The organism is Thermosynechococcus sp. HY596, assembly GCF_030518715.1.
Taxonomy (GTDB): Bacteria; Cyanobacteriota; Cyanobacteriia; order Thermosynechococcales; family Thermosynechococcaceae; genus Thermosynechococcus.
On record NZ_CP130346.1, the window covers coordinates 1,652,679 to 1,670,270 of the forward strand.

Below are 17,592 nucleotides of genomic sequence, written 5' to 3' on the forward strand. Positions count from 1 at the left end.
GCGATTTGTTGCTGCAACTGTTGATCCTTGCGGGGTGTTTCTGTGCCCTTACATCTGTACAACACACTGTCTCGCCGCCTTGAACCCTTCTCGCCCCTGCACCCAGAGCGGGTGACGATTTATGCCTGCGGGGTTACGGTGTATGACTACTGCCACTTGGGGCATGCCCGTTCCTACGTGGCTTGGGATGTGCTGCGCCGCTATCTGATGTTTTTGGGCTACCACGTCCACTATGTGCAAAATTTTACCGATATTGATGACAAGATTTTGCGCCGTGCCCATGAGAACGGCGAGACAATGGCCACAGTGAGCGATCGCTACATTGCCGCCTACCACGAGGACATGGCGGCCTTGAATATCCTACCTGCCACTGCTTATCCCCGCGCGACAGAGGTGATTCCAGAAATTATTCACCTCATCCAAGGGCTACTGGATCGCGGCTATGCCTATGTGGCCGGCGGGGATGTTTACTATGCCGTGGCACAATTTCCCAGCTATGGCAAGCTCTCTGGGCGACAGCTTGAGCAACTCATGGCCGGTGCCAGTGGCCGCATTGAGGAAGAGGAGGAGCAGCGCAAACGCCATCCCCTTGATTTTGCCCTCTGGAAAGCCGCAAAGCGGGAGGAAATGGCTGTTTATGAGCCATGGGAAGCCCCCTGGGGAAAAGGGCGCCCCGGCTGGCATATTGAATGCTCGGCGATGGTGCGGCAGGCCTTTGGCGCAACGGTGGATATCCACTGCGGCGGTATGGATTTGATTTTTCCCCACCATGAGAACGAAATTGCCCAATCGGAGGCAGTGACCCAGCAGCCCCTAGCGCGATTTTGGCTCCACAACGGCTTTGTAACCGTAAACGCCGCAAAAATGTCCAAGTCCTTGGGCAACTTCACGACGATTCGTGACCTCTTGGCTCAGGGAGTACATCCTATGGCTCTACGCCTGTTGGTTCTACAAGCCCAGTACCGCAAACCCTTGGACTTCACGCCAGAGGCACTGACCGCCGCTGCCAAGGGCTGGCAAACCCTGCAGGAGGCGCTACAGCTCAATCGGCAGCTCTCCCTGCCCGTCATTGATCCAGAGGCGGTAAAAGCTCACCCCAGTACCCAAGCCTTCTGTCAGGCCATGGATGAGGACTTGAACACCGCAGCAGCTCTAGCGGTCATCTTTGAACTGGCCAAAACCTTGAATCGTGAGCAGCATCGCTATCTCCACGGGGGAGACTGGGGGCGATCGCCCGCTGAGGTGAGTCGCGATTGGCACACCTTGGTTGCCCTTGCTCAGGTCTTGGGTCTAGAGGCCAAAGAGGCGCCAAAACCTTCGCCAACGATGGGACTCACCGATGAGGAGATTCAAAACCTGATTGCCGCTCGCACCGCTGCCCGCCAAGCCAAGAACTATGCGGAGAGCGATCGCCTGCGGGATCTCCTTTTGGCTCAAGGGGTCAAACTCGTGGATCAAAAGGACGGCACCACCCATTGGTTTCGCGTGCCCGCTGGCTCAACCCCCTAACTGTGGAGAACCCTATGCACGATTCCCTTGCTGACCTGCGTCAGGAACTCTTGGCGCTTCTGTGCCGCGATGCCTACCGTGCCGGCGAGTTTATCCTTTCCTCTGGCCAAAAAAGCCACTACTACATCAACTGCAAACCCGTGACCCTATCAGCGCGGGGCGCTTACCTTGTGGGGCGGCTCTTCTTGGCGCAGTTAGCCCCTGAAGCGGTGGCGGTGGCGGGTCTCACCCTTGGGGCAGATCCCTTGGTGGTGGCAGTGAGCGTGCTCTCCAATGTGCAGGGGCAGGATCGGGCAGCGCTGATTGTGCGCAAGGAAGCCAAAGGCCACGGCACGATGAGCTTTATTGAAGGTCCCCCCTTGCCCCAAGGGGCGGTGGTCACGGTGCTTGAGGATGTGATCACGACGGGGGGGTCTGCCCTCAAGGCGGTGCTGCGGCTCCAAGAGGCAGGCTATGTGGTCAATGAGGTTCTGGCCATTGTCGATCGCCAAGCGGGCGGGGAAGCTGCCTTTGCCGCTCAAGGAATACCCCTGCGATCGCTCTTTCGGATTAGCGACCTCGAAGCCTACCTCAATGCGGTCTAAATTCCCAACCGCTGGTAAATTTCCTCGAGGTGCTTGAGGTGATGTTCAGGGTTAAAGCAGGCCTCGAGTTCTTCTGGTGTCAGGTAGCGCTGAATCTCTGGATCCCCTTTGAGGTTGGCTGCAAAATCGCCATTGGGTTGATTCCAAGCAGCATGGGCGTGTTTTTGCACCAAGGCATAGGCGGCTTCGCGACTCAGCCCCTTCTCCACCAGCGCCAAGAGCACCCGCTGACTAAAGATGACACCGCCGTAGCAGTTCATATTGCGGCGCATATTTTCGGGGTAGATCTGTAGCGTCTGCACCAAGTCAGTCATTTCCACCAGCATAAAGTGGCTGAGAATTGAGCTATCGGGCAAAATCACCCGTTCCACTGCACTGTGGGAAATATCCCGCTCATGCCAGAGGGCAACATTTTCAAGGGCAGCCAAGGCATTCCCCCGCAGCACCCGCGCTAGACCGGTCAGTCGTTCGGAACGAATGGGATTGCGTTTATGGGGCATAGCAGAGGAGCCTTTTTGTCCCTTTGAGAAGAATTCCTCGACTTCAAGGACATCGGTGCGCTGAAGATTGCGAATCTCAACAGCAAAGCGCTCGAGGCTGGCTCCCAAGAGGGCAAGGGTTTGGGCATAGTCGGCATGGCGATCGCGGGAAATCACCTGTGTTGAAGCGGTATCGGGTTGGAGACCGAGTTTTTGGCAGGCGATCGCCTCTACACGCGGATCCACATTGGCATAAGTGCCCACTGCCCCCGAAATTTTGCCTACGGCCACGGTGCGCTGCAATTGGCACAGGCGATCGCGATGGCGCAGCAATTCCGCCAACCAGCCAGCTAGCTTAAAACCAAACGTAATTGGCTCGGCGTGAATCCCATGGCTGCGTCCCACCATCACCGTATAGCGATGTTCTTGGGCACGGTGGCGCACTGCCTGAATGAGCTGCTCCAACTGCTCTTGGATCAGGCTGAGACTGGCCACCAATTGCAGGGCTAAACCGGTGTCGAGGACATCGGAACTGGTCAAGCCAAGGTGAATATAGCGTCCGGCATCGCCAACATTTTCGTTGACATTGGTGAGGAAGGCAATGACATCGTGCTTTACCTCTGCCTCAATTTCCAGCACCCGTTGGGGGTCAAACTTGGCCTTGGCTTTGATTTCAGCGACGGCGTCAGCAGGAATATGTCCCAGTTCGGCTTGGGCTTCGCAGACCGCAATCTCAACATCGAGCCATGTTTTGAATTTGTAGGCATCCGTCCAGAGGTTCCCCATTGGGGCAAGGGTATAGCGTTCGATCATGGGCGTGTGCTTATCTAGAGTGATCAAAAACTGCAAGCTAATCGAATGGCGATCGCCTATTTGCGTTCGGGATGGTACACAGTTTCCGCCGTGGCAAAGCCATTGAGGCGATAGATGAGTTGGTAAAGACGGCTGTAGTCCCGCTGGTTAAAGTGCAGGATCAATCGCGGCAGGTGGAGCGTGTGGGTCAAGGCAGGGCGGTTAATGGGTTGCTCGTCTTCCACTTCCCGAGGCAACGGTTCAGTGCGTTCAATCTGCCCCGACACGAGGATGTCTTGAAAATCGCGATTGAGTTCTGCCAAGGCGGCATCACTAATGTCTTGGTTCAACCGCAGCACCAAGCGATCGCCCACATAGCGGCTAGAGTGATAGACACGATAAAAGCCACTCAGATAGGCTAAACCTTCCTCAACACTGGTGCAGATGCGGTAGAGTTCCTGATCTTCACCGTTAATCAGTCCCTTGGCTGCCAGTTCTTCACGAATAAACCGATCCCAATGTTGCCAGTAGGTACCACCGGCAATGTCCATCAAGACCAAGGGCTTAGGGGGGGCTTTGCCCGTTTGGCAGAGGGTCAAGCATTCAAAGGCTTCATCTTGGGTGCCAAAGCCACCGGGGAAGACGGCAATGGCATCGGTTTCCTTGAGCAAAAAGAGCTTGCGCGTAAAGAAGTACTTAAAGTGAATCAGACGCGGATCCCCTTCAATGTAGGGATTGGCACCCTGCTCAAAGGGGAGTTCAATGTTCAGGCCAAAGGACTTATTGGGGCCTGCCCCTTTGTTGCCAGCCTCCATGATGCCACCCCCGGCACCGGTGATAATCATAAACCCCGTGGCACTCGCCGCTTGAGCAAAGCGCACCGCCATTTCATAGACTGGCGCGGTGGAGGGGGTGCGGGCGGAGCCAAAGATCGAAATTTTGCGGGTATGGCGATAGGGGGCAAAGACCCGCAGGGCTTGGTGCATATCCCGCAGGCAGGAACGCAGAATCTTCCAATCTAGTCGTTCCAGTTCCTCATCGGCAATATCCAGAAAAAGTTGCAGGGCTTGGTAAATCACGTCGCCGTGGGGCACACTATCCAAGCGACGAATTAACTGTTCAAGGTCTTGCTGTAGGCTACTTAAAGCGACTCGCGAAAGGGTCATGGCACCCTAAGAACGTTAGCACCCTATTTTATCAGGCAGCGGGATCACCTGATGCAGTGGGTAGGCTGAGGGTAAAGGTGGTAATGCCCGCTTCACTGTCGGCGCTAATTTCACCCTGCAATTGCTCCACGAGTTTTTGGGTGAGGGCAAGGCCTAAACCTGTTCCCCCCTGTTGCCACGGATCGGCATTGGGAATGCGATAAAACTTTTCAAAGATGCGCGGTAGCTCCTCACTAGGAATCTCTGAGGGATTACTCACTTGAATTTGCAGGCGATCGCCCCCGATTGGATCAAAACGGACAACAATCTGTGCGCCAGCAGGGCTGTACTTACAGGCATTGTTGAGTAACTCTGCCAAGATGCGGGCTAAGGCATGGCGGTTGGAGAGGAGGGGCGGCAACGTGGCGGGGCGCAAAATCTCAAGGGATTGCTGCCGCTGTTGCATGCGGTTGCGGAAGGGTTCGAGCACCGAGGGCAGCCAACTGTCGAGATCAATCACCTCCTGTTGAATCTGGCTGCGCCCTGCCTCTAGGCGTTGCAGATCCAGCAAATCATTGATCAATTCCGTTTCGCGGTTGCACTCATTGGCGAGAATGTCGAGGTAGCGTTTCTGGCGATCGTCGGTGGCAAATTGCTTCAGCATATAGATGGCCATTTTCATATTGGCCATGGGGGTACGTAACTCGTGGGAAACGGTGCTCAAGAAATCATCCTTAATGGCATTGAGCCGCTCTAGCTCCTGCATTTTCTGTTCCAGTTCGGCAGTACGGGCGCGCACTTGGCGCTCCAAATCCGCATTGAGTTCTTGCACCTGTTGGTAAAGCTGCGCTTGGTGAATGGCGAGGGCACACTGATCGGCAATGGTTTTGACGAGGCTTAAATCTTCAGGTGTCCAAGACTTGGGCAGAGTTTGTTGCCAAAGCTGGCGATCGCTCGCCAAAACGGACGTTGCCTCACTGGGTTCCCACTCCCAATCGAGGAGCGTAATTTGCCCGAGGAGTTGGCCGAGGTAAATCAGCGGGGTGATCACCAAAGCGTTGACGTTGAAGGTTCTGAGATCCGTTTGCAGCGGCTGCGGTAAATCCGTACAACTCGCCGCCAAGACCACCTGCTCACCGTTGCTGAGGGCGGGTTCAAAGAGGGCGATCGCCTGCTGGTTCAGCGCAATCAAGTGGTTGGGTAAGCTGACAAATTGAGGACGGCTGGCATAGGTAGGGCTATTGGGCGCATGGGTTTGCGTAATCAGGCAGAGGGTCGATCCCAAGGCTTCTAGGAGTAAATCAGCGGTAATTTGCAGGACTTCCGCTGCCACCATGGTGGTGCGCATGGCTTGAATGATGCGGTTAATGATGGCCTCACGGCGGGCTTGGTTGCGCAGTTGTTCCTCGGCTCGCTTGCGATCGGTGACATCCATGACATAGCTGCGGATCAGCTCACTTTCATAGATGTAGTGAATCGATTGCTCGTAGATGCGCCCTTGGTACTCCACCTCCCGCATATGCACTTTTTCTTGGGTTTGCTTCATGTAGCGTGCGAGTTCCGGCAATCCCAGCAATAGAGGATGAGTCAACTTCTGTTGCTGTAGATCCCGAAACTGCATCACTGCCGCTGGATTGAGATACGTCACCCTCCCCTCTAAATCCACTTCCAAAATTGGGTTGGGCGTCAGCTCCGGATAGGAGGCCAAGCGCACTAAGGCCGCTTCACTAAAATTCTCGATATTGCCGTCACTGAGGGGGACAAGCGTTGCAAAGGGATTGGTGCTTTTGGAAAGAAATCCTAAGACATCAGTACTGCGGCAAAAATCCTGAAACTCCGTATCCGTCATGTTGGTCAAGGTCAAGTAGCGGGCACGCACATCGCCGCCAAACACAATCATGTCGCCGCTACGCAAATCATGGGCAACAATCCGCTGGCCATTAACCAAAGTGCCATTCGTACTGCGCTTGCCCTGCAAATCACCATCAATGAGGCGAAAAAGATGGCTATTGGTTTCAGGACTAGTCACCCGTAACAAAATCGCGTGCTGCCGTGAGACCATCTTGGAGTGAAGCACAATCGAATTCGTTGGATCACGGCCAATGGAATAGGTTGCCGCCTCTAGCAAAATGGGTCGCCGCCCCTCACTGTCTTCGAGGACTAACAGGTGGCGAACCGCCTGCCGCTCATGGCTCACCATTGCCTCCTTGTCTAGGACGGCTGGGCACTCTGACGAAAGGATACTGGTGTCGCTGTCGCCTTCCAAGTGGGTTCTTTGACAGGTAGGGTAGTATATTGGCGCACCAAGGCACGGAACTCATCACCGTCAATGGTTTCCTTCTCAAGGAGCAGCTCCACCAGCTTATCAATGGCCACCCGATGCTCGCGGATCAGTTTGCGGGCAATCTCGTAGCAGTGCATAACAATCTCGCGCACTTGGTGGTCAATTTGCACGGCCACAGCTTCAGAATATTCAGCGCGCGGCATGAGATCTCGACCCAGAAAGACCTCGTTGCCCGGCGTTTCAAGGGCTAAGTGTCCCAAATCCGACATGCCGTAACGGGTTACCATTTCCCGCGCCAGATTGGCCACTGCTCGCAAGTCGCTACTGGCACCCACGGTGACTTCAGCATCGCCAAAGATTTCCACTTCGGCAGCGCGCCCCCCCAATAGAATGGTGATCTCATCGAGGAGCCATGCACGGGTATAGAGGCCACTATCCACCCGCTCTTCATCAAAGATCTGCTGGGCAAAGCCGCCAACGCCCCCAGACCGGGGAATAATGGTCACTTTATTGAGGGGATCCGCATGTTTCAAAAGCGTCATCAGTAGAGCATGACCCACTTCGTGGTAGGCAATCAGCCACTTTTTCTTGCTGTCGAGGAGGGGAGTGAGCGTCATGCCAATCGTCACGCGATCAATGGCATCGTCAATTTCGGCATTGGTAATGGCAGGTTTGCGACGCCGAGCAGTGAGAATTGCGGCTTCATTGAGGAGGTTGGCAAGTTCGGCACCCGAAAAGCCGGGAGTACGGCGGGCGATCGCCTCTAGGGACACCTCGGGAGCAATTTTCTTGTCCCGCGCATGGACTTGGAGAATTTGCAGGCGTCCCTTGTAGCTGGGCAAATCAACGGTAATTTGGCGGTCAAAGCGACCCGGACGCAGTAGGGCAGCATCCAAAACATCGGGGCGGTTCGTTGCCGCAATGACAATAATGCCCGTATTCCCCTCAAAGCCATCCATTTCCGTCAGGAGTTGATTGAGGGTTTGCTCGCGCTCATCATTGCCACCGCCAATGCCGGCACCCCGTTGGCGACCGACGGCATCAATTTCATCAATAAACACCAGACAAGGGGCGTTTTCTTTGGCCTTTCTGAAGAGATCCCGCACACGGGAGGCACCGACGCCCACAAACATTTCCACAAATTCAGAACCAGAAATGGAAAAGAAGGGAACCCCGGCTTCACCGGCGATCGCCTTGGCAAGAAGCGTTTTTCCGGTTCCTGGTGGCCCAACTAGCAGCACCCCCTTGGGAATACGGGCACCAATGGAGGTAAATTTCTCTGAATTCTTGAGAAAGGTCACGACTTCCTGCAGCTCTTCTTTGGCCTCTTCAATCCCGGCCACATCGCCAAAGGTCACCCCCGTTTGTGCCTCCATTTGAAAGCGGGCGCGGGATTTGCCAAAGTTGAGAATCTGCCCAGGGCCGCCGGGGGCATTACTTGCCCGCCGCAAAATCATCAGGAATAAAATCAGCAGAAAGAAGCCCAGCATCAAGTTAGAAATGACGCCAACCACTGCCCCATCACTGCTAGAGGGCACCACCCGCACCGTCGTGTCATAGCGGGTACTCACTTGGCGCAGCAGTTCTACGAGTTCAGGATTGCGATCAAAGAGCCGTACCTCTTGGGGGGGAGATTGTTCGGGTTGATCTTTACGGCGAAACTTGGCTAGCCCCTGTTCCTGATAGAGTTCGACGGAGCTGACTTCACCCGCCTTGAGGGCATTGAGGAATTGACTGTAGGAAACGGTGTTGTTATTGCTCGATTGCGCTAAACCAATGTGAGTGGGAGCTAACGAGAGACCCACGACCAAAGCCAGTTGACTCAGCCGTTGGGAAAGGCGTTGAGCGTATTTCATCGGCACCCGTTTCCGAAATTCAGTTCTAATTTCCAGTTTAACAGCGATTTTTTAGTTCCCTAGCGCCTTGGGTCAGCCACAGCCAAGAATCACCGCCCTAAATATAAAATAGGACAGCATTCTCTTTAGAACGCCCATGGGACTGATTGTACAAAAGTATGGCGGCACGTCCGTCGGTAGTGTCGAGCGCATTCAAGCGGTAGCCCGCAGGGTCAAGGCAACTGTGGCAGCGGGACATCAGGTAGTGGTGGTGGTCTCGGCCATGGGCAAAACTACGGATAGCTTGGTGCAACTGGCCTATGCCATTAGCGATCGCCCCAGTCAGCGGGAAATGGATATGCTGCTTTCCACGGGGGAGCAGGTCTCGATCGCCCTATTGACGATGGCGCTCCATGCCTTGGGGGAACCCGCCATCTCCCTCACCGGTGCCCAAGTGGGCATTGTCACCGAACCGGCCCACACCCGTGCCCGCATTCTCCACATTGAGACCCAGCGCCTCGAACGGCACCTCAAAGAAGGACAAGTGGTGGTTGTGGCCGGCTTTCAGGGAATTACTGCTGCTGCGGATTTTGAAGTCACCACCCTTGGGCGGGGTGGCTCGGATACCTCGGCTGTGGCCTTGGCGGCGGCGCTGCGGGCGGATTGCTGCGAAATTTACACCGATGTCCCCGGCATTTTGACCACGGATCCGCGACTGGTGCCCAATGCCCAACTCATGAGCGAGATTACCTGCGATGAAATGCTGGAGTTGGCGAGCCTAGGGGCAAAGGTCTTGCACCCCCGCGCCGTGGAGATTGCCCGCAACTATGGCGTGGATTTGGTGGTGCGCTCCAGTTGGACGGATGATCCCGGTACCCGTGTCATTGCACCATCGCGGCCGCCGCGTCCCGTGGAAAATCTTGAACTGGGCAAACCTGTGGATGGTGTGGCGCTGGATACGGATCAGGCGAAGGTGGCACTACTGCGGGTGGCCGATCGCCCCGGCGTTGCGGCACAGCTTTTTGGCGAACTGGCACGGCAAAACCTTGATGTGGATTTGATTATCCAATCCATTCACGAAGGGCAAACGAACGATATTGCCTTCACCGTGCAAAAGCGCGTTCTTAAACAAGCCGAGGCTGTTGCTGTGGCCTTTTATCCCCGCTTGAATCCACGGGTTGAAGAGACGGATGTGCTCGTGGATGCCGACATTGCCAAGGTGAGTATCACCGGTGCAGGGATGATTGGCCGACCGGGAGTAGCCGCTCAGATGTTTTCGGCCTTGGCGGCAGCGGGCATTAACCTACAAATGATTTCCACCTCTGAAGTGAATGTCAGTTGTACAGTGGCCGCAGCGGATGCAGGTCGAGCGATCGCTGTTCTCTCCCAAACCTTTGATGTGGAAGCCGCCACCACTGTCCCCCAGGAAACCCCCGATGCCCCACCGGTGCGGGGCGTTGCCCTTGATCCCAAGCAGGCGCGGATTGCGATTCGCGATGTGCCCGATCGCCCCGGTATGGCGGCGGCAATTTTCCAGACCCTTGCGGATGCCGCCATTAGCGTGGATATGATTATCCAATCTCAGCGATCGCGCTCCCTAGGGGGGGTGATCACCCGCGATATTGCCTTTACGGTGGCCTCTGCCGATGCCGAGCGAGCCACGGAACTGCTCAGGGGGGTTCAGAGCCAATTGGGCTACGGCGACATCCTCATAGATACAGCGATCGCCAAAGTCAGTATTGTCGGTGTGGGGATGATCCACCGGCCGGGGATTGCTGCCCAAATGTTTGCGGCCCTCGCCCGTGAAAACATCAACATTCAAATGATTGCCACCTCGGAAATTCGCGTGAGTTGTGTGGTGGCAGAATCGGAGGGGGTGCGGGCGCTGCGGGCGGTGCATACAGCCTTTGGTTTAGATGGTGAGGCTCCCGTCGTCATTCCCGATGTCGGTAAATAGACCGCCCCATTGGCAAATTGCCCTTGTCCTCGGCGTGGGCGTGTTGGCGGTTTCTACAGCTGCTGTGCTGGTGCGCTGGGGGGTTGCTGGTTTAGCCACCGATTCCCTAGGCATGACCGTGGGGTTGAGCATTTTCTTGGCCAGTGGTCGCCTGAGTTTGGCTGCTCTCTTTTTGATCCCGCAATTTTACACGTGGCCGTGGCTAGACCTGACTCGCCAAAATCTGCGTTGGGCACTGGCGGCCGGGGTTGCCCTTGCGGCGCACTTTAGTCTCTGGTTTACGTCACTGAACTACACCTCGGTGGCAGCCTCAACCACATTGGTGACCACAACGCCCATCTGGTCGGCGCTCGTCGGGTACCTTTGGCAGCGACAAACCCTTCAACCCCGTGCTTGGGTGGGCATGGCGATCGCCCTTGGTGGCAGTGCCCTAATTGGGACGGCAGAACCGACCAGTGCTGTCGCAAGGAACCCCCTACTCGGAAATGCGCTGGCGATCGCGGCGGCGTGGGCGGTCAGTGCCTACTTTATTTGTGGTCAAGCGGCTCAAAAGGCGGGTCTGGCGATTCACCACTACGCCCTTGTTGCCTATGCCACTGCTGCCTTGGTTCTCTTGCCCCTGCCGCCACTGCTGGGTCTGACTTACGGAGGTTGGCCGCTGAAGCTCTATGGTGCGATTCTCCTGCTGGCTTTGATCCCCCAGTTGGTGGGGCACACCAGTCTCAATTGGGGGGTGCGTTGGCTTTCCCCTACATGGGTAACTCTTCTGGTGTTGGCAGAACCGATTGCTGCGAGTCTCTTTGCCCTGCTGCTGTTTGGTGAGGTGCCGACAACGGCAGTGATGACGGGGGGCAGTCTGGTGCTGGTGGGTTTAAGTGTAGCACTGTGGCCTCGTCCCTAGGGGGGTTTCGGCGATCGCCGCCGCTGTTTGAGGGTATCCAAAGCATCCCCCAAGGCGGTAATGAGTCCCTCACGGGTACGGGCATGATTTTGCCGTTCCTCCTCTAGGGCACGCCGTAGCCGTTCATTGTCCAAGAGGGCTTCAATCAGTTGTGCCTGAAGTTCGGCAACAGAGGTTTCACTGCGCACGCGGGCCTCAATCCGTGCCCGTTCATCCGCCCATTCCGGGGCTTCGGGATCTACAGGCGGTTGGGGCGGTTCAGGAACCAGTGACGGCAGTTCATTTGCTCGCGCCTGCGCCCGTTGCAGTTGCTCTTGCAGACGTTGAAGCTGTTCCTGAAAATCTGCCACAGTGGATAAGGCACAGTTAGAAATTCTAGGGCTATTTTGATACGAGTATCCTCAGAAAACAAGGGTCAAGATATATTCGTGAGTAGCGAGGCACTCCAAGCATGGTGGCACTGGGCACAGGCGATCATTCCAGCCCCTGAGCGCGAGAGTGGCCTACGGGAGTTAAAACAATTTCTCAGTGCCTTCACACAGTTGAGTCCCCTTGACATCACCCTGCGCCGATTTCCGCCCGAGATTCCTCTAAAACTGCCCCTTGCAGAACTCCAAGAGCGTTGGCAACGCCGCTGGCAGGAGCGGGTTCCCCTGCAATATCTCATTGGTACGGTTCACTGGCACGATCTGGAATTAGTTGTCACCCCCAGTGTGTTGATTCCTCGGCCAGAAACAGAGGAACTCCTAGAAGTGGTGGCAGTAACGGTACCCCCTTGGCAACAACAGGGGCATTGGCTGGATTTGGGCACAGGGAGTGGGGCGATCGCTATTGGGTTGGCGCGGTTATTTGCGGCGGCGCTGGTGCATGCTGTAGATTGTAGCCCTGAGGCCCTAGAGGTCGCGCAAGTCAATATTCAAAAGTACGCTTTGGGCGATCGCGTGCGCTGCTATGTTGGCAGTTGGTTTGCCCCCCTTACCCATCTGCAAGGGCAGGTGCAGGGCATCGTCAGTAATCCTCCCTATATTCCCACCAGCCTAGTGGCCACTCTCCAACCTGAGGTGCAGTACCATGAACCCCCCCTTGCCCTCGATGGTGGTGCGGATGGCTTGCAGGCGATTCGTCAGATTGTTGAGACGGCGCCAGAGTATCTTCAGCCCCAAGGCTGGCTCTTTATCGAATTGATGGCAACCCAAGGGGAAGCTGTGGCGGCGCTAGCAATGGCCACCCAAGCCTATGAACGAGTGGAAATTCTTCGGGATCTCAGTGGCCACGATCGCTTTTTGCTCGCTCAAGCAGTTTAGCCGCGATCCCAGCGCCAGAGGGCAACCATCAGGGCAACCACTCCGATTTGTAATGCCAGATTCCACACCAAATCGTTACCAGCAGTGCCCGCCAATCCCTTGAGGCCAAGGATAAAGGCACCCATGAGGCCGGAAGCGGCAAAAACGGCATAGAAAACGCGCCGTAGTCCCCGATAGGGAGCGGCTGCCTCGGCTCGCAGGCGATCGCGCAGGGTTGATTGAGTCACTTCAGCCGGTTGCTGCGGTTTGTGAGTAGCCATTTTGATTTTCCCATCACCTGAAAATATCCTACGTCCCTACAATGGGGAACGGTGTGCATCAATAACGGTCTAAGGCCGTAGGCCAAAAGAGATGTGAGGAGTTTGATATGCATTGGCAGCGAATCAGTGTAGCACTGGCGATCGCCTTGGGTAGCACGGTTGCAATTCCCCAACTCAGTCAACCCTCCCAAAATACTGGTGCAGGGACACTCCGCTGGAGCGATGCTTCCTTTCCTGTGGAAAATTTCCAAGGCTATACCTCTCCCTTTGGCTACCGGCGATCGCCCACAGGGGAACCCACGACCGAATTTCACAATGGCCTTGATTTTGCCGCTCCTCAAGGGAGCTATATCCGTAATTGGTGGGTTGGGCAGGTGATTGAAGTTTCCGATCACACCGCCTGTGGCACACTGGTACGAATTCAATCGGGGGCTTGGGAACACGTTTACTGCCACATGATGGGGCGGGTTGAGCAGACCCCCCAAGGCCGAGCCATGGTCGATCGCGCCGGTGGCCTTTTCATCCTAGAGGGGCAGCGGGTACCCACGGGGGCACGTATTGGTCGCGTGGGCATGACAGGCCGCACCACCGGACCTCACCTTCACTGGACGCTCCGCCACCGAGGGCAATTGGTCAACCCTGCCGTGGTTCTACAGGCCATGTATGGTAGCCAAGCCCAACGATAACTTTCTGATTAAAAACTAACGGGACTGACGGGGCTCGAACCCGCAACTTCCGCCGTGACAGGGCGGTGCTCTAACCGATTGAACTACAGTCCCAATTTTTGAGCGATTTTTAGACTATCAGGAAAATCATAGCCTTGTCAACTGGTTAAATTTGCCTTGCAGGGCGATCGCCTGCGGGGCATCAATCAACTGCGTAGCCTTGACCCCAACGATGCCTTTCGGCTCATTCAACCCCTCAGCCAAGATGAAAATTCCCGTGTCCGCTACGCTGCGGTGAGTCAAATTGCCAGCCTTAGGCACGTCAACCTTGATCAAGCCCATGACCTGTTGCGCGATCGCCTGCTCCATGACAGCGAAATGGATCACCACCTTGCGGATGCTCGCCAGGAAATTCTCACCGCCTTTTGTGCCCTTGCAGGCTTAGACCCAGAGATTCTGCATCAGGTGTGGCAAGCACCAACGGTTGAGGCTGCCCTCAAATTTTTAGCAACAATGGCTCCCCAAGCCTTACCTGAGATTCTCAGCCACATTGCCAACCGCATTGATGAGCGCGCCATTTCATTACAGGTGGGATGTGCCTTGTTTGGGCGCGATCGCCAAATTGTCGCCATCAGCGAGGCAGGAAACCTAATTTTGACAAGGATTAGGCTATACTAAGTGAAAGACTCAATAAAATCTGTACCAGCACTTATGAATACAAACTGCCATGTTCTTGATCGCGAAGAGGTCATTCGTTTTATCCCGAATGAAGATGATAACTCAAGGATTATTTACAAACAGCGTAATACTGATATTACTTATCCAGAAGAATTTCTAAATCTTATTTTTAATGATGCTAGATTGATTCCACCATTAGTTAGAGGTTGCTCAGCAAGAGTTATGATGCTCGATAAGACGGGTTGGCATAAGGGTAGAGTACGATTAGAAATTGTATTCTATCCCGATGAGGAAAACCCCAATATCAATGTTAGTGATGAACTGAACATTAACGAATATCTATCTCAGAGTTAGGGTTGACTCATAGAAGCTAAGGAAAGTGGTCTACTAAGGATTGGAGTTTCTAAAAACGGTAAAAGATTGATAGCCAGTATCAATTAAGATATGCTCAAATAGTTCCTCTGCAATCAATTCATCAATGACCTGCTTAACGGGTGAGTTATTATTCCCTGCGGCATCATACCAGCCATAGTAGTCGTGTAAAATAAAGTATCCCCCCGGTCGTAAATACCACGGTACATAATTGAAGACATCCGCTTTGCACCCTTCATAACTGTGATCACCATCAATGAAAATGAGATCAACTAAACCGTCAATCGTGACTTCATCTGAGCGGGTATTAATAAATTCAACATAGTTTTCAAGATTTGCTTCAAGAATTAATTCCTCAGCTTCCTTGGTTGGAAATGGATCAATTGAAAGCAGTTGTCGTTTTTTCGGCGCTTCAAATTCGTTGTAATTGATGTCAGGTCGCTGCTTATGTTGTTGTGGTTCTTGCCAGCCAATATCAATGAATCGTAGGGCACTTGCTAGACAGAGAGTTGAAAATCCCTTAAAGCGGCCAATTTCAATGATGCGAGTAGCACGAATACTCACCGCCAGAGAAAAAAGTGTCATCCCCAACCCCAGTTCTGAACCACCAGCAACGAGTGCTTTCCGCATCAGGCCAAAAAAATCCCCAAAATAGCTTTCCATCTTTTGCTGGTTATGGGCTAGGGGTTCTGTTGTCATTAGGTACTCTGGACTAAAACTCATGGGAGTATTTCCGGCAGCGACTTCTTGGGGCTCTACCTTATCCTAGCTGAGGTTACAATATAGGATGCTGGGAGAGATGGCAGAGTGGTCGAATGCGCTCGACTTGAAATCGAGTGTGGCAGTGATGTCACCGAGGGTTCGAATCCCTCTCTCTCCGTTCAATCAACAAAAAGGCAGCCAGAACCTCTCCAGCCGCCTGACCCAATGATGACTTTTTAGAGTCACCTATAAGCCGAGATCCGCCAAAATGTCGGTGGCGTGGGTATCGGTTTTGACGCTGGTATAGACATGGGTAATGATGCCATTGCCGTCAATGACATAGGTAACTCGCTTGGCGTAGCCGCCGCCGTCCACATCGTAGGCTTTAATAATGGATTTATCCACATCTGCCAAGAGGGGGAAGGGGAGATTGAATTTCTCGGTAAACTTTTGGTGTGAGGTTTCGTCGTCGGTACTCACCCCCAAAACGACAATATCTTTGCCCTGATAGGCAGCATAGTTGTCACGGAAGCTACAGGCCTCTTTGGTGCAGCCGGGGGTGTCATCCTTAGGGTAGAAGTAGAGCACCACAGTTTTGCCCGCAAAGTCGCTGAGGGACACCGTATTGCCGTGGGTGTCCTTGGCAGTAAAGGCGGGGGCGGGTGTACCAACGGCTAAAGCCATGGGGGATAACCTCCTAATGTTAAGTTTTATTACTTGCTTGTTCTTTATTTTATCGGCAGGTGCCAAAAAATTAGTAGTGGATGCGGGGGTCAATCCAAGCATTGAGCAAGTCAACGAGAATACTGGCGGCGACCACAATCACGGCAAAGAAAACCACAATGCCCTGTACGGTTGGATAGTCCCGCAGCGCGATCGCCTCGTAGAGTCGCTGACCCAACCCCGGCCAAGAAAACGTCACCTCTGTCAACACGGCTCCCCCCAAGAGGCTCGCAAGGGTCAGCCCCAAAACCGTGATCACCGGAATCAGGGCATTCTTGAGGGCATGGTGAATGAGAATCCGATGCTCAGGGATACCACGGGCACGGGCGGCTTCCACATAATCGGCCACTAGGGTTTGCTTGAGATTCACCCGCACAATGCGCTCAAAGATACCACTGAGGACGATCGCCAGCGTCAATGCAGGCAGGAGCAAGTAACTAAAAGCAGTTCCCAGTTGGTGGAGATTGCCATTCAGGAGCGCATCCAGCAGATACAGCCCTGTGGGACCTTGGGGGGGTGTTTCCGTGATTGGGTAGCGGGTACCCAAGGGAAGCCAACGCAGATTCACCGCAAAGAGCAGTTGCAAGAGCATCCCCAGCCAAAAGAGGGGCAAAGCATAGGTGATGATGCCAAAGAGACGCCCTCCGATATCCCAAGCAGTGCCAGATTTGACCGCAGCCAGACTGCCAATGAGCACCCCTAAACCAAAGGCGATCGCCAGACTCGCAAGGCCTAATTCTGCCGTTGCAGGAAAATGCTGAGCAATGATACTCGTGACGGCTTCCCCTTGACTGGTGAGGGAGGTTCCCAGATCAAATCGCAGGAGTTGCCCTAAGTAAGTCAAGTATTGCTGCCACAGGGGTTGAGCCAAGCCCAATTGTTCTCGCAAGGCCTCTTTGACAGCCGCCGGAGCACGGGGACCTAAAATCGCATCCACGGGATCCCCCGGCGTGGCTCGCAGCAGCAAAAAGACGACGGTGACAATCGTCCACAGCATCAGCGGCGCCAGTAAAAGCCGCAGGAGCAGGTACCCCTGCAATGCCCGCAGACGAGACATGAATTGCTCGAGTTATTCTTGGGGTGGGTTCGCCGCTCGCTGGCGATCGCGCTCAATCGAGGCCAAAAGACGTTTGGGATAGCTATCCGCTGCAATTTGCAGAATTTGATCGAGGGGCGTATCATTCATAAACTTGGTGGCGGCAGCAATGTACTCACGGTTGGGACAGCGATCGCCAAGGACACAGCCATTGACACAGGCCTCTGCACAATTAATCGTTTCTGGCGTTAGTTCGCTCATGGCAGCTCTCCGAGGAATCCTTCAAATTTTAGCAAGGGGAAGCCACGCAAAAATTGGCAATGATTGCCCTACCCCCTAGGCTAGAATCGTACTGGCAAGGCAAAC

At 54.5% G+C, this 17,592-nt stretch carries 18 protein-coding genes and 2 tRNA genes; 9 read left to right on the forward strand and 11 right to left on the reverse strand.

Annotated elements, in window-relative coordinates; all coding sequences use genetic code 11:
• The first annotated feature begins 42 nt into the window (after window positions 1–42).
• Both cysS and pyrE read left to right on the forward strand, forming a co-directional pair.
• Window positions 43–1,509 carry a cysteine--tRNA ligase gene (gene cysS, locus QYC28_RS08250; RefSeq protein WP_190278030.1) on the forward strand — a complete coding sequence of 489 codons (1,467 nt, stop codon included), beginning with the start codon at window positions 43–45 and terminating at the stop codon, window positions 1,507–1,509.
• 14 nt (window positions 1,510–1,523) lie between these two features.
• On the forward strand, window positions 1,524–2,093 hold the full coding sequence (gene pyrE / locus QYC28_RS08255; RefSeq protein WP_149819886.1) for an orotate phosphoribosyltransferase: 570 nt from the start codon (window positions 1,524–1,526) through the stop codon (window positions 2,091–2,093).
• Here pyrE and purB read toward each other — a convergent pair.
• The 4 genes from purB to ftsH are packed head-to-tail and all read right to left on the reverse strand — an operon-like array spanning window position 2,090 to window position 8,649.
• Window positions 2,090–3,385: an adenylosuccinate lyase gene (purB, locus tag QYC28_RS08260; protein ID WP_149819888.1), complete on the reverse strand. Its 1,296-nt coding sequence runs from the start codon at window positions 3,383–3,385 to the stop codon at window positions 2,090–2,092. The two genes, pyrE and purB, sit on opposite strands and share 4 nt — an antisense overlap.
• Before the next feature lie 56 nt (window positions 3,386–3,441).
• Complete coding sequence (locus QYC28_RS08265) at window positions 3,442–4,530, reverse strand: LOG family protein (RefSeq protein WP_149819890.1); 1,089 nt, start codon at window positions 4,528–4,530, stop codon at window positions 3,442–3,444.
• Between the two features lie 31 nt (window positions 4,531–4,561).
• Window positions 4,562–6,709: an ATP-binding protein gene (locus QYC28_RS08270; RefSeq protein ID WP_226971916.1), complete on the reverse strand. Its 2,148-nt coding sequence runs from the start codon at window positions 6,707–6,709 to the stop codon at window positions 4,562–4,564.
• Between the two features lie 11 nt (window positions 6,710–6,720).
• Window positions 6,721–8,649 (reverse strand): ATP-dependent zinc metalloprotease FtsH, encoded by a 1,929-nt coding sequence (gene ftsH / locus QYC28_RS08275; RefSeq protein WP_190278031.1) that lies wholly within the window; start codon window positions 8,647–8,649, stop codon window positions 6,721–6,723.
• A gap of 136 nt (window positions 8,650–8,785) precedes the next feature.
• Here ftsH and QYC28_RS08280 point away from each other — a divergent pair, with 136 nt between their 5' ends.
• Both QYC28_RS08280 and QYC28_RS08285 read left to right on the forward strand, forming a co-directional pair.
• Window positions 8,786–10,585: an aspartate kinase gene (locus tag QYC28_RS08280; protein ID WP_149819894.1), complete on the forward strand. Its 1,800-nt coding sequence runs from the start codon at window positions 8,786–8,788 to the stop codon at window positions 10,583–10,585.
• On the forward strand, window positions 10,572–11,486 hold the full coding sequence (locus QYC28_RS08285; protein WP_286668600.1) for a DMT family transporter: 915 nt from the start codon (window positions 10,572–10,574) through the stop codon (window positions 11,484–11,486). Before QYC28_RS08280 ends, QYC28_RS08285 begins: the two co-directional genes overlap by 14 nt.
• On the opposite strand, the gene QYC28_RS08290 is transcribed toward QYC28_RS08285, so the two are convergent.
• On the reverse strand, window positions 11,483–11,836 hold the full coding sequence (locus QYC28_RS08290) for a hypothetical protein (protein WP_149819898.1): 354 nt from the start codon (window positions 11,834–11,836) through the stop codon (window positions 11,483–11,485). The two genes, QYC28_RS08285 and QYC28_RS08290, sit on opposite strands and share 4 nt — an antisense overlap.
• 78 nt (window positions 11,837–11,914) lie before the next feature.
• On the opposite strand from QYC28_RS08290, the gene prmC reads away from it, so the two are divergent.
• The gene (prmC, locus tag QYC28_RS08295; protein ID WP_149819900.1) at window positions 11,915–12,790 is read left to right on the forward strand and encodes a peptide chain release factor N(5)-glutamine methyltransferase; all 876 of its coding nucleotides are present in this window, start codon (window positions 11,915–11,917) and stop codon (window positions 12,788–12,790) included.
• Here the strand turns inward: prmC and QYC28_RS08300 are convergent.
• On the reverse strand, window positions 12,787–13,050 hold the full coding sequence (locus QYC28_RS08300) for a DUF3493 domain-containing protein (RefSeq protein WP_149819902.1): 264 nt from the start codon (window positions 13,048–13,050) through the stop codon (window positions 12,787–12,789). The genes prmC and QYC28_RS08300 overlap by 4 nt on opposite strands.
• 107 nt (window positions 13,051–13,157) lie before the next feature.
• Here QYC28_RS08300 and QYC28_RS08305 point away from each other — a divergent pair, with 107 nt between their 5' ends.
• Window positions 13,158–13,736, forward strand: a complete 579-nt coding sequence (locus QYC28_RS08305; protein ID WP_149819904.1) for a M23 family metallopeptidase — start codon at window positions 13,158–13,160, stop codon at window positions 13,734–13,736.
• Window positions 13,737–13,755: 19 nt separating this feature from the next.
• Here the strand turns inward: QYC28_RS08305 and QYC28_RS08310 are convergent.
• Window positions 13,756–13,829 (reverse strand) — tRNA-Asp (locus QYC28_RS08310).
• A gap of 63 nt (window positions 13,830–13,892) precedes the next feature.
• Between QYC28_RS08310 and QYC28_RS08315 the strand changes: the two genes are divergently transcribed.
• Window positions 13,893–14,393, forward strand: coding sequence for a HEAT repeat domain-containing protein (locus tag QYC28_RS08315; RefSeq protein ID WP_302679290.1), 501 nt, complete (start codon window positions 13,893–13,895; stop codon window positions 14,391–14,393).
• Window positions 14,394–14,747 carry a hypothetical protein gene (locus QYC28_RS08320; protein ID WP_149819908.1) on the forward strand — a complete coding sequence of 118 codons (354 nt, stop codon included), beginning with the start codon at window positions 14,394–14,396 and terminating at the stop codon, window positions 14,745–14,747. It begins immediately after the preceding gene.
• A gap of 33 nt (window positions 14,748–14,780) precedes the next feature.
• Here QYC28_RS08320 and QYC28_RS08325 read toward each other — a convergent pair whose 3' ends face one another.
• On the reverse strand, window positions 14,781–15,464 hold the full coding sequence (locus tag QYC28_RS08325; protein WP_190278033.1) for an O-methyltransferase: 684 nt from the start codon (window positions 15,462–15,464) through the stop codon (window positions 14,781–14,783).
• 94 nt (window positions 15,465–15,558) lie between these two features.
• Here QYC28_RS08325 and QYC28_RS08330 point away from each other — a divergent pair.
• Window positions 15,559–15,645: transfer RNA gene (locus QYC28_RS08330), tRNA-Ser, on the forward strand.
• 68 nt (window positions 15,646–15,713) lie between these two features.
• Here QYC28_RS08330 and QYC28_RS08335 read toward each other — a convergent pair.
• From QYC28_RS08335 to QYC28_RS08345, 3 genes are all read right to left on the reverse strand, one after another.
• The gene (locus QYC28_RS08335) at window positions 15,714–16,151 is read right to left on the reverse strand and encodes a peroxiredoxin (protein WP_149819912.1); all 438 of its coding nucleotides are present in this window, start codon (window positions 16,149–16,151) and stop codon (window positions 15,714–15,716) included.
• Between the two features lie 70 nt (window positions 16,152–16,221).
• Entirely contained in the window at window positions 16,222–17,247 is a 1,026-nt protein-coding gene (locus tag QYC28_RS08340) for an ABC transporter permease (protein ID WP_149819914.1), read from the reverse strand.
• Between the two features lie 12 nt (window positions 17,248–17,259).
• Window positions 17,260–17,487, reverse strand: coding sequence for a hypothetical protein (locus QYC28_RS08345; protein WP_149819916.1), 228 nt, complete (start codon window positions 17,485–17,487; stop codon window positions 17,260–17,262).
• Window positions 17,488–17,592: the final 105 nt, after the last annotated feature.

Coding starts and splice junctions, on each gene's coding strand:
- QYC28_RS08270 (WP_226971916.1), bottom strand. CDS start 6,709: ATGGTGAGCCATGAGCGGCAGGCGGTTCGCCACCTGTTAGTCCTCGAA.
- QYC28_RS08305 (WP_149819904.1), top strand. CDS start 13,158: ATGCATTGGCAGCGAATCAGTGTAGCACTGGCGATCGCCTTGGGTAGC.
- QYC28_RS08340 (WP_149819914.1), bottom strand. CDS start 17,247: ATGTCTCGTCTGCGGGCATTGCAGGGGTACCTGCTCCTGCGGCTTTTA.
- purB (WP_149819888.1), bottom strand. CDS start 3,385: ATGATCGAACGCTATACCCTTGCCCCAATGGGGAACCTCTGGACGGAT.
- QYC28_RS08345 (WP_149819916.1), bottom strand. CDS start 17,487: ATGAGCGAACTAACGCCAGAAACGATTAATTGTGCAGAGGCCTGTGTC.
- QYC28_RS08300 (WP_149819902.1), bottom strand. CDS start 13,050: ATGGCTACTCACAAACCGCAGCAACCGGCTGAAGTGACTCAATCAACC.
- QYC28_RS08335 (WP_149819912.1), bottom strand. CDS start 16,151: ATGGCTTTAGCCGTTGGTACACCCGCCCCCGCCTTTACTGCCAAGGAC.
- pyrE (WP_149819886.1), top strand. CDS start 1,524: ATGCACGATTCCCTTGCTGACCTGCGTCAGGAACTCTTGGCGCTTCTG.
- QYC28_RS08280 (WP_149819894.1), top strand. CDS start 8,786: ATGGGACTGATTGTACAAAAGTATGGCGGCACGTCCGTCGGTAGTGTC.
- QYC28_RS08285 (WP_286668600.1), top strand. CDS start 10,572: ATGTCGGTAAATAGACCGCCCCATTGGCAAATTGCCCTTGTCCTCGGC.
- ftsH (WP_190278031.1), bottom strand. CDS start 8,649: ATGAAATACGCTCAACGCCTTTCCCAACGGCTGAGTCAACTGGCTTTG.
- QYC28_RS08325 (WP_190278033.1), bottom strand. CDS start 15,464: ATGACAACAGAACCCCTAGCCCATAACCAGCAAAAGATGGAAAGCTAT.
- QYC28_RS08265 (WP_149819890.1), bottom strand. CDS start 4,530: ATGACCCTTTCGCGAGTCGCTTTAAGTAGCCTACAGCAAGACCTTGAA.